This window comes from Sphingomonas sp. CCH10-B3 (assembly GCF_001556185.1).
Taxonomy (GTDB): domain Bacteria; phylum Pseudomonadota; class Alphaproteobacteria; order Sphingomonadales; family Sphingomonadaceae; genus Sphingomonas; species Sphingomonas aquatica.
Map to the genome: position 1 here is coordinate 1 of NZ_LSIJ01000004.1, position 11,306 is coordinate 11,306.

Consider the following 11,306-nt stretch of genomic DNA (forward strand, 5'->3'; position numbering starts at 1 on the left):
AAGGGGAAGAGTCAGGCACAAGGACGCGCTGAAGCTACCCGTCCGCTCTCCACCAATACCGTCCCTACCCCCCCGCCAGCTCACTCAGCATCGCGGGCGTCAGCACTTGCGGCAGCACTTCGGGCTCCTTCGCGCCGGGCTTGTAGAACAAATACAGCGGCACGCCCGCGCGGTTGTGCGCTTCGATGAAGCGGCCGAGCTTGGGGTCGCCGTCGGTCCAGTCGCCGACCATCACCGCGACATTATGCTTGGCGAACGCCGCCTTCACCTGATCGGTGTCGATCGCGATCCGCTCGTTGACCTTGCACGTCAGGCACCAGTCGGCAGTGAAATAGGCGAACACCGGCTGGCCCTTGGCGCGCGCCTCGGCGAGCTTTTCCTCGCTGAACGCGGCCTTGCCCTCGGCGACCAGCGCGCTGGCGGCATTGGCGCCCTTCGGCACCGGGCGAATGGCATAGGCGGTCGCGCCCGTCACCGCGACCAGCGCGACGAGGCTGAGCCAATGCGCCGACAGGCCCTGATGCTGGCGCTTGCCGACAATGAACAGCACCACCGCGACGCCGAGCGCACCGACCAGCCCCAGCGTGATGCCATCGACGCCCGCTTCACCGCCGAGCACCCAGGCGAGCCAGATCGCGGTCAGGCCCATCGGCACTGCGAGCACCTGGCGGAAGGTTTCCATCCACGTCCCGGGCTTGGGCAGTGCCTTGCGCAAAGCGGGCACGAAGCCGATCGCAAGGAACGGTATCGCGAGGCCAAAGCCCAACCCGAAGAACACCGCCATCGCCGCCGCCGTCGGCAGCACCAGTGCCGCGCCCAAGGCCGCGCCCATGAATGGCCCGGTGCACGGCGTCGCGATGATCGCCGCCAGCGCACCGGTCGCAAAGGCGCCGCTCGCACCGCTCGCCGAATCGACGAAGGCAGGCGTCGGGATTTCGAACAGCCCGGCGAGGTTGAGCGTCAGCGCGACCACGAGCATCAACAGCACGACGATCGTCCCCGGGCTCTGCAGCTGGAATGCCCAGCCGACCGCAGCGCCCCCGGCCCGCAGCGCGAGAATTGTCGCGCCCAGCCCCATGATGACGGTCAGCACACCGGCGGTATAGGCCAGTGCCTCGCGCCGCGCCTCCTTCTCATCGACCGATCCCTTGGCGAGGCTCAAGGCCTTCAGACTCAGGATCGGGAAGACGCAGGGCATGATGTTGAGAATGAGCCCGCCGAGCATCGCCCCGCCCAGCGCGATCAGCGTCGCGACGAGAACGCCGTTTTCCGCCCCGGCTGATTGTCCGGATGCGCCGCTGGCAGGTGGCACCGCGCCCGCGCTTGCGGACAGCGAGACGGCCTTCTGCGCGCCGATACGGAGGATGCCGTCGATCGGGCCGCCATCCGCCTTCAGCACTTCGGTGGTGATCACCAGCCGGTCGCCATCGCGCACCACCTTTTGCGGCGCGGCATAGTTGAGCCGGTCAGGCGTCGCGGGAAAGAAATAGGCCTGATCGAGCGGCGCGGCGGCCGGATAGGGCACGCCGATACGCAGCTGCTTGCCGTCGATCTGATAGCTGGTCGCCATGCCGATCGGCTTGGGGATCGCCTGACGATAGCGGTCGAACTGCGCGAGCCGGTCGGGCGTGATGGTGCCGTCGCCCACCGTCAGGTCGAGCGAAAGCTCGGCGGCCTCGGGCTGGCAGATTTCCTCGGTGCAGACGAGGTATTGCGTCTTCAGCTTGACCGGCAGCTTGGTCCCTGCCGCCAGCCCGGCCGGCACGTTCAGGTCGATGAGCAAAGTATAATGCTGCTCGAACACATAATTCATCAGGCCCGCGATCAGCAGCGTCGTCGGCACCGGATAGCGCGGCGTGCCAACCGTCACCCCCGCCGGCAGTTTCCAGTCGAGCTTGGCCGGAAAGCCCGCATCGCCCGGATTCTGCCAATAACCATGCCACCCGGGCTGCGGTGTCGCGTCATAGGCGATCGTCACGGTCTTGCCGGCGGCGGGGGTATCGCTTTCGGCGATCAGCTTCAGCGCGATGTGCGGCCCCTTCGAATAGGGGTCGGGCGCCTGTGCCATGGCAGGGGTCGCGAGGCCCAACCAAGCAATGAGCGTCACAATAGCGAAACCAAGAGCGCGCATCCGCTGATCCTTGTGAAGTCCCCACGCGACGGTGCATAGCCGGGCCGCGAGGGCAATGCATCCGACGCGCGAGGTGAAACTTATGAAGATTGCTGCCACGTTATTCGCCAGCGCGCTCGCGCTTGTTACACCGGCCGCACTTGCTCAGGACGCGGCCGCACCGGCGACGCCCGCCAGCGCGGCAAAGTCGGCGCCGAAGCTGATCGTCGTCATCTCGGTCGATCAATTCTCGGCCGATCTCTTCGCCGAATATCGCAACCACTTCACTGGCGGGTTCCGGCGGCTGTTGACCGGCGCGGTTTTCCCCAGCGGGTACCAGAGCCACGCCGCGACCGAGACGTGCCCCGGCCATTCGACGATCCTGACCGGCATGCGCCCGGCGCGCACCGGCATCATCGCCAACAACTGGACCGATCTGAAGGCGGCGCGCGCCGACAAGTCGATCTACTGCGCCGAGGATGAAAGCGTGCCGGGGTCGACCTCGCTCGGCTACACCGTGTCGGACGTGCATCTGCTGGTGCCGACCTTGGGCGAGCGGATGAAGATCGCCAACCCGGCGACGCAGACCGTGTCGGTCGGCGGCAAGGACCGCGCGGCGGTGATGATGGGCGGCCACAAGGTCGACGAACTCTGGTGGTGGGACGGCAAGAAATTCGCCAGCTACGCCGGACGTGCCACGCCGCAATCGGTGGCGCGCGTTAACGCCGCCGTTGCCGACCGTGTTGCCGCGGGCCAGCCGCCGCTCGACGAGCCCGATTATTGCGTCACCCGCAACCGCGCGGTCGCGATCGGCGCGGGCAAGACGGTCGGCACCGGCCGTTTCGAACGCGCCCCCGGCGACGCCCGCCCGTTCCGCGCCTCGCCCGAATTCGACGGCGCGGTGTTCAGCCTTGCCGCCGCGCTGGTGCAGGAAAAGAACCTTGGCAAGGGCGCCGCGACCGACATCATCTCGATCGGCGCGTCGGCGACCGACTATGTCGGCCACGCTTACGGCACCGAGGGCAATGAAATGTGCCTGCAGCTCGCCGCACTTGACGACACGATGGCCGATTTCTTCGAAAAGCTCGATTCGCTCGGCATCGATTATGAAGTCGTGCTGACGGCCGACCATGGCGGGCACGACTTGCCCGAACGCAACCGCGATCACGCCGCCCCCGACGCCGCGCGGATCGACCCGGCGCTCAATCCCAAGGGCATCGGCGCACAGGTTGCCGCCAAGCTGAAGCTGACTGGCGAAATCCTGTTCGGCGATCCGGTCGGCGATGTGTGGATCGACCCCAAGCTGACCGCCGCGCAGCGGGCCGCGGTGACCAAGGAAGCGCTCGCGCTCTACCGCGCGCACCCGCAGGTGGCGGCCGCGTTCAGCCGCGCCGAGATCGAAGCGGCGCCGGCACCGACGGGCCCTGCCGAGACCTGGAGCCTGATCGAACGCGCCAAGGCGAGCTATCACCCCGCGCGCTCGGGCGACATCGTCGTTGCGCTGAAACCGCGCATCACGCCGATCGCCGACCCGACGCGCGGCTATGTCGCGACGCACGGCTCGTTCTGGGACTATGACCGGCGCGTGCCGATCCTGTTCTGGCGCAAGGGGATGACGGGCTTCGAACAGCCGCTGGCAGTGGAAACCGTCGACATCGCGCCGACGCTCGCCGCGACGATCGGCTTCAAGCTCGGCGCCCCGCAAGTCGACGGGCGCTGCCTCGATCTCGATCCAGGGGTGGGAGATAGCTGCCGGTAGGGCGCGATCAAATCTATTCACCCCTCCCCTTCAGGAGCATTGGGTGAAGCGCGCCCAGCGCGCTTCAGGTCCGGCTGGGAGCCGGACCGACCCAATGCTGGGATGGGGGTGGGGCCTGTCAGTCTCACCGAGCGTTCGCTTGAGGACACGCCCCACCCCAACCCCTCCCCTGAAGGGGAGGGGCTTGAGAGGCCTCAACGCACCTCGAACGGCCGCACGCCCTTGCCGAGCATGTTCGCACCGAGCGCGAGCTGCTGGTGGCTCAAATCTGCGACGAACGCTGGTGAGCGCGTCTCGCCCGGAGCGAGGCTCGCGCGGTTGCCCTCGACGCGCAGCCCGGCCGCCGAATAGGTCCGCGCTTCCGCCGCGACCGTGATGAAGGCGGTCCAGTTTTCCTTGTTGCGCCCCTGCACGAAGACATTGTTGGCGATCAGGCCGGTGCCGCCTTCGGACAGGTCGATCATGTAGTTGGTCTTGGCGCCCTGCGTATCGTCGAAGCTGTTGTCGGTGATCGACACGCGCGGGGTGCGCAGCTTGACATAATGGCCGCCGCGCCCGCGCTCGAACCGGCTCCGCGTCACCGTGATCTGGCCCTTGTTGGCAAGGTAGATGCTGTGCGCGCAATCGGGCGTCTGGTCGCACTGGCCGAGCCCGCTGAAGGTCGAGCGGTCGATCGTGATGCGCTGACCCGACGGATGGCCGCCGAGAATACCTTCCTGGCTGTCGAGGAACGTCGAGTTGGTGACGGTCAGGTCGCCCATTTCGGTGCGGATGCCGGCGCCATTGCCGTCGCCGACATGGATGTTGCGAAAAATGATGCCATCGACCGCCGATCCGCTGCCGCGCAGCACCAGCGCCGCCTTGCCTTCGCACGCGACGCCGTCGAAAATCACGGTGCCGGGCGTGGCCGCCTTGAACGTCACTTTGCCCCAGCTCTGCACCGCGCATTCGCGGTAGGTGCCCGGCGCGATCACGATCGTCGACTGCGTGAATTGCCCGCGCGGACCGGCAGCGGCGAGCGCGTCGCTCAGATGCGCGAACCCCTGCCCGGTCTCGGCGATCGTGAACGGTGCCGTGCCACCCTGGGCGACGGCGGGGACGGTCAGGGCGAGCGCGATGAACGGCAGAATGTGGCGCATGAGCGGGCCTCCTGTAGCGGCCCCGCCGATGCACCCGATCGCGATTTTTCGGAAGGCTAATAGAGGGTTAACACAGGCGGCGACCCGCTTCGGTACGGTTGCGGCGCACGTTAACCGCGGTTGCCTGCGCAGCCGGAAACCGCGACGCTCGACCGCGCAACGACTCGTGTGGACGCGGGTCGTGCAGGAGAAAAGCCATGACCCAAAGCAACCCGAATTACCCGATCGCGACCGCCAGCGTCAGCTTCTTCGATCCTAATGACGGCAATGCGCTCAACGTGCATGTCTTTTCGACCGACGGCTATAATGTCACCCAGCGCTATATCCTCAGCACCGGCGGCGGCTGGACGACGGGCCAGTTCAACCAACCGGGCAGCGCGGTGTCGGCAACGGCTTGGGTCGACAGCGGCGGCGCGCATGTCCGCGTCTATTGCACCAACGACGATACCACCACCGAATGGTGCTATGACCCGGGCACCGGCTGGACGCAGGGCAGCTACACCAACATCTGACCGGTCGGCGCCCGCCGCGCCGAGAATGCGGCGGGCGCCAAGCCGTTGCCGGGCCCGCGATCCCCGGCTACCGGATGGGCTCTGCTATTGCCCCTTCGAGCACCTAAACCCGCATGGCGACGTCCGAAATCTTCCTGATCGCAATGCTGATCATCCTGTCGGTGCCGTATCTGGTCTGGCGGGGACTGCGGACCGACTATTACGCGCCCTTGGTGGTGGTGCAGATCGTCGGCGGCATCCTGCTCGGCCCCGGCGTGCTCGGGGCGCTGTTTCCCGATTACTATCGCTTCGTCTTCGCGGCCCCGGTGATCGACGCGCTCAACGGCATCGCGTGGTGGGCAGTGATGCTGTTCGTGTGGATCGCCGGGATCGAGCTCGACCTCGGCCAAGTCTGGGCGCGGCGGGCTGAGACCGTGACGACCGCGACGCTCGCGCTGGTGACGCCGCTCGCCTTCGGCGCCCTCGCCGCCGTCGCGATGCTGCAACTGCCCGGCTGGATCGGGCCGAAGGGAACGCCGTGGCAAGTCGTGCTCGGGATCGGCATGGCCTGTGCGGTCACCGCGCTGCCGATCCTCGTGCTGTTCATGGAAAAGCTCGACATCCTGCGCCGCCCGCTCGGCCAGCGCATCCTGCGCTATGCGAGTGCCGACGACATCGCGATCTGGGGCGTGCTCGCGCTGATCCTGCTCGATTGGGAGCGGATCGGGCGGCAATTGGGCTTCCTGATCGGCTTTGCGGTGGCGACGGTGCTGATCCGGCGGCTGATGGCGCGCATTCCCGAGGGCGACCGCTGGTATGTCAGCCTGATCTGGCTGGCGGCGTGCGGGTTCGCCGCCGACTGGGCGGGGCTGCACTTCATGGTCGGGGCGTTCCTGTCGGGCGCGGTGCTCGACGCCAAGTGGTTCGATCAGCAGCGGATGGACCAGTTCCGGGCGAGCGTGCTGATGGCGTTCATGCCGGTGTTCTTCCTGTCGACCGGGCTGAAGACACAGTGGGACGTCGGCGGCGTCGCGGTGTTCGGTGCAGCCGCACTGCTGCTGGTGGCGTCGGTGGCGGGCAAGCTGATCGGCGTGGCGGTTGCCGGGCGACTGCTGAAGTGGGAGCGCGGTGATGCTGCGATCATCGGCTGGCTGCTCCAGACCAAGGCGCTGATCATGATCATTTTCGTCAACATCCTGCTCGACCGCGGCATCATCACCAACGCGACCTTCACCGCGCTGCTGCTGATGGCGGTGGCGAGCACGATGCTGACGGTGCCGATGGTCGCGCCGAGGCTGAAGCGGATGGCGGGGTTGGTGGAGCGGGCCTAGGCCCCTCCAAACAGCCCTTCCGTCATTCCCGCGAAGGCGGGAACCCATAAGCACGACGATGCAAAAGAGCCGACGCGGCAGCCACTATAGATCCCCGCCTACGCGGGGATGACGGCATGGGGGAAAGTTCAGCTGTTATTGTGCGCAGGCCCGGCCGAGGTTGGCCCGCCGTGAGGCGGATGACAGGGTTGGTGGAGCGGGTGGGGCGAGTGGGACCGTTGTGCGAATGGCAGAAGTTGGGTGCGAAGTCGGCGTTGGCCAGACCCTAAAAATGTGGCGATTGCGTATTTGATAAACCTAGCGAGCGGCGCGGCTCTCCTCAATCCCGTCAAGTATTTCGATAGCGCGCTTTATCTGTTCACCTCGAACATTGAGAAACAATCGGCATCCGTCATAAGGAATAACTGAAATATACGCCAAGCGTTGGCGTTGTAATTTCTGTCCTACCAATTGAACGTCAGCGTAGGACGCGCCTGATTTCTCGGCGATCACCCGATACAGTCGACCACGACCGTTCACAAAATGCCTTATGACGCTGCGTTCCATGGAAGACATGGACAAGGCGATATTCGCTACTTCTTCATCAGACAGCGGCGTAAGGCCCATTCCAGGTTTTCCTCTCGCTTAGGTTTTACGATTTTGCGCAGCCTCTCGTCACCCATTACCCACCCTTAATCCAAATTCGGCCGCAGCCAGCGCTCCGCCGTCGCCACATCGACCCCGCGCCGTGCGGCATAATCCGCGACCTGATCGGGGCCGATCCGCGCCACGCCGAAATACTCGGCTTGCGGGTGGCCGAAATAGAAGCCGCTGACCGCCGCCGTCGGCAGCATCGCGAAGCTTTCGGTCAGCGACACGCCGGTCGCGTGATGCGCGTCGAGCAGCTTGAACAGGATCGGCTTCAGGCTGTGGTCGGGGCAGGCAGGATAGCCCGGCGCGGGGCGGATGCCGAAATATTGCTCCTTGATCAGTGCTTCCGCCGTCAGCTGCTCGCCCTCGGCATAGCCCCAGAGCGCGGTGCGGACGAATTTGTGCAGCCGCTCGGCAAAGGCTTCGGCGAAGCGGTCGGCGAGCGCCTTCAGCAGAATGTCCGAATAATCGTCGATCGCCGCCTTGAAGCGCGCCAGATGCGGCTCGATGCCGTGGATGCTGACGGCAAAGCCGCCGATCCAGTCGCCGTCGGGGCTGATGAAGTCGGCAAGGCACATGCTCGCGCGCCCCTCGCGCTTGGCGATCTGCTGGCGCAGGAATGGCAGGCGAACGTGATCCTCGTTGTCGAGATGGATGACGACATCGTCGCCCTCGCGCGCGCACGGCCACAGCCCGCACACGCCGCGCGCGGTCAGCCATTTCTCGTCGATGATCCGCGCTAGCATCTTCTGCGCGTCGGCGAACAGGCTGGAGGCGCTTTCGCCGACGACCGGGTCGGTCAGGATCGCGGGGTAATTGCCCGCCAGTTCCCAGGCGCGGAAGAACGGGGTCCAGTCGATATATTCGCTCAGGTCACGCAGGTCCCAGTCGGGGAAGCGGTGGACACCGGGCATGATCGGGCGCCGGGGCTTCAGCCGCATATCGGCTTCGAACGCATTGTCGCGCGCGGCTTCGAGCGAGAGCAGTTCGTTCTGCGGCTTGCCCTCGCGCGCGGCGCGGACGGCGGCATAGTCGGCGTCGGTCTTCGCCACAAACTCATCGCGGATTGTGTCGCTGACGAGCGTGGTCGCGACGCCCACCGCGCGGCTCGCGTCGAGCACATGCACCACCGGGCCCTCGTACGCCGGCGCGATCCGCAGCGCGGTGTGGACTTTCGATGTCGTCGCTCCGCCGATCAGCAGCGGCATCGTCATCCCCGCCCGGCTCATTTCCTCGGCGACCGTCACCATCTCGTCGAGCGAGGGGGTGATGAGGCCTGAGAGGCCGATCATGTCGGCATCATTCTCGTTCGCCGATTCGAGGATCTTGGTCCAGGGCACCATCACGCCCAAATCGACCACGTCGAAGCCGTTGCACTGGAGCACGACGCCGACGATGTTCTTGCCGATATCATGCACGTCGCCCTTGACGGTCGCCATGATGATCTTGCCCTTGCCCTTGGCGCCCGGCTCCTTCGATGCCTCGATATAAGGGAGCAGATGGGCGACGGCCTTTTTCATGACGCGGGCCGATTTCACCACCTGCGGCAGGAACATCTTGCCCGATCCGAACAGGTCGCCGACGACGTTCATGCCGTCCATCAGCGGACCTTCGATGACTTCGATCGGCTTGGCGTAGAGCTGGCGCGCTTCCTCGGTATCGTCGACGACATAGGCGTCGATGCCCTTGACCAGCGCATGTTCGAGCCGCTTGGCCACGCCCCAGCCGCGCCACTCCTCGGCCGCCTTTTCGGCGACCGCATCGGTGCCGCGATAGCGTTCGGCGAGCGCGACCAGCCGCTCACCGGCATCGGGATCGCGGTTGAGGATGACGTCCTCGCAGGCGGTGCGCAGCTCGGGGTCGATCGTGTCATAGACGTCGAGCTGCCCCGCATTGACGATTGCCATGTCCATGCCAGCGGGGATCGCGTGGTAGAGGAACACGCTGTGCATCGCGCGGCGCACCGGCTCGTTGCCGCGGAAAGAGAAGCTCAGGTTCGACAGCCCGCCCGAAATATGGACATGCGGGCAGCGTGCCTTGATCTCGCGGCACGCCTCGATGAAGTCGACCGCGTAGTTGTTGTGCTCCTCGATTCCCGTCGCGACGGCGAAGATGTTGGGATCGAAAATGATGTCTTCGGGCGGAAAGCCGATGCCGGTCAGCAGCTTATAGGCGCGCTCGCAGATTTCGACCTTGCGCTCCTTGGTGTCGGCCTGACCGACTTCGTCGAACGCCATTACAACGACGGCGGCGCCATAGTGCATGACCTTGCGCGCCTGGTCGAGGAACTGCGCTTCGCCTTCCTTCATGCTGATCGAATTGACGATCGGCTTGCCGGATACGCACTTCAGCCCGGCCTCGATCACGCTCCACTTCGACGAATCGATCATGAAGGGGATGCGCGCGATGTCGGGTTCGGCAGCGATCAGCTTCAGGAACGTCGTCATCGCGTGATGCGCGTCGAGCAGCCCCTCGTCCATGTTGACGTCGAGCACCTGCGCGCCGTTTTCGACCTGCTGGCGCGCGACTTCGACCGCAGCGGGATAATCGCCGGCCATGATCAGCTTCTTGAACTTGGCCGAACCGGTGACGTTGGTGCGTTCACCGATATTGACGAATTGGGCGGTCGTGGTGGTCATGTTGGTTCTTCTTCTTGCCCTCTCCCCTCCGGGGAGAGGGTCGGGGAGAGGGGCAGTAACAGAGGGAATCGCTTGCGGCGCCCCCTCTCCCAACCCTCTCCCCTAAGGGGAGAGGGCTTTTGAGGATCAGGCCGCCATCGTCATCGGCTCCAGCCCGGCGAGCCGCGTCGCGACCGGCTGCTCGGGCAGTGCGCGCGCGGGGAGGCCCGCCACCGACTGCGCAATCGCGGCGATATGCGCGGGCGTCGAGCCGCAGCAGCCGCCGAGGATGTTGACCTGCCCGGCTTCGGCCCATTCATGGACCAGAGCAGCGGTTTCCTCGGGCAGCTCGTCATAGGCGCCGAGTTCGTTGGGCAGGCCGGCGTTCGGGTAGACCATGATCAGCGTGTCGGCGATGCCCGCCAGCGTCTTGACGTGCGGGCGCAGCTGCTCCGCGCCGAACGAGCAGTTGAGCCCGATCGTCAGCGGCCGCGCGTGGCGCACCGCATGCCAGAACGCCTCGACGGTATGCCCCGACAGATTGCGCCCCGACAGATCGGTCAGCGTCATCGACAGCATGATCGGCAAGTCGCGCCCCAGCGCCTCGCCTGCCTCGATCGCGGCCATGATCCCGGCCTTGGCGTTGAGCGTGTCGAACACCGTTTCGATCAGCACGAAATCGATGCCGCCGTCGACCAGCGCGTCGATCTGTTCGCGGTAGACGTCCTTCAGATAGTCGAAGTCGATCTCGCGATAGCCCGGATCATTGACGTCGGGCGACAGCGACAGCGTCTTGTTGGTCGGGCCGAGCGCCCCGGCAACGAAGCGCGGACGGCCGTCCTTGGCGGTGAATTCGTCGGCGACGCGCCGCGCCAGCCGCGCGCTTTCGAGGTTGATCTCGCGCACCAGATGCTCGGCGCCATAATCGGCCTGGCTGATGCGGTTGGCCGAGAAGGTGTTGGTCTCGGCAATGTCGGCACCGGCGGCGAAATAGGCGCGGTGGATCGACTCCGGCACATCGGGCTTGGTCAGCGCGAGGATGTCGTTGTTGCCCTTCTGGTCATGGGCAAGGCCGAGCGCCCCCGCATAATCGGCCTCGGCGAGTTTCCAGTTCTGGATCTCGGTGCCGAACGCGCCGTCGGTGATCAGGATGCGCTTGGCAGCTTCGGCGAGAAGGGATTCGCGTGGGGTCATGTTTATTTCCTTGATAAGCCCCTCCCCTTCAGGG

The 11,306-nt window shown here is 65.7% G+C and carries 8 protein-coding genes; 3 read left to right on the plus strand and 5 right to left on the minus strand.

Annotation, left to right across the window (positions count from 1 at the left end; genetic code table 11):
- Nucleotides 1–64: 64 nt before the first annotated feature.
- Complete coding sequence (locus AX672_RS01595) at nt 65–2,131, minus strand: thioredoxin family protein (protein ID WP_066647253.1); 2,067 nt, start codon at nt 2,129–2,131, stop codon at nt 65–67.
- A gap of 82 nt (nt 2,132–2,213) precedes the next feature.
- On the opposite strand from AX672_RS01595, the gene AX672_RS01600 reads away from it, so the two are divergent.
- Nucleotides 2,214–3,869 carry an alkaline phosphatase family protein gene (locus AX672_RS01600; protein WP_066647279.1) on the plus strand — a complete coding sequence of 552 codons (1,656 nt, stop codon included), beginning with the start codon at nt 2,214–2,216 and terminating at the stop codon, nt 3,867–3,869.
- Nucleotides 3,870–4,063: 194 nt separating this feature from the next.
- Here the strand turns inward: AX672_RS01600 and AX672_RS01605 are convergent, their stop codons facing one another.
- Entirely contained in the window at nt 4,064–5,008 is a 945-nt protein-coding gene (locus tag AX672_RS01605) for a right-handed parallel beta-helix repeat-containing protein (RefSeq protein WP_066647260.1), read from the minus strand.
- Between the two features lie 197 nt (nt 5,009–5,205).
- Between AX672_RS01605 and AX672_RS01610 the strand changes: the two genes are divergently transcribed.
- Nucleotides 5,206–5,520, plus strand: coding sequence for a hypothetical protein (locus tag AX672_RS01610; protein ID WP_066647263.1), 315 nt, complete (start codon nt 5,206–5,208; stop codon nt 5,518–5,520).
- 113 nt (nt 5,521–5,633) lie between these two features.
- Nucleotides 5,634–6,830, plus strand: coding sequence for a cation:proton antiporter (locus tag AX672_RS01615; protein WP_066647266.1), 1,197 nt, complete (start codon nt 5,634–5,636; stop codon nt 6,828–6,830).
- Nucleotides 6,831–7,127: 297 nt separating this feature from the next.
- On the opposite strand, the gene AX672_RS18430 is transcribed toward AX672_RS01615, so the two are convergent.
- From AX672_RS18430 to AX672_RS01625, 3 genes are all read right to left on the minus strand, one after another.
- The gene (locus AX672_RS18430) at nt 7,128–7,436 is read right to left on the minus strand and encodes a hypothetical protein (RefSeq protein ID WP_168727285.1); all 309 of its coding nucleotides are present in this window, start codon (nt 7,434–7,436) and stop codon (nt 7,128–7,130) included.
- Between the two features lie 65 nt (nt 7,437–7,501).
- Nucleotides 7,502–10,099 carry a methionine synthase gene (gene metH, locus AX672_RS01620; RefSeq protein ID WP_066647269.1) on the minus strand — a complete coding sequence of 866 codons (2,598 nt, stop codon included), beginning with the start codon at nt 10,097–10,099 and terminating at the stop codon, nt 7,502–7,504.
- 126 nt (nt 10,100–10,225) lie between these two features.
- Nucleotides 10,226–11,272 (minus strand): homocysteine S-methyltransferase family protein, encoded by a 1,047-nt coding sequence (locus tag AX672_RS01625; protein WP_066647278.1) that lies wholly within the window; start codon nt 11,270–11,272, stop codon nt 10,226–10,228.
- Nucleotides 11,273–11,306: the final 34 nt, after the last annotated feature.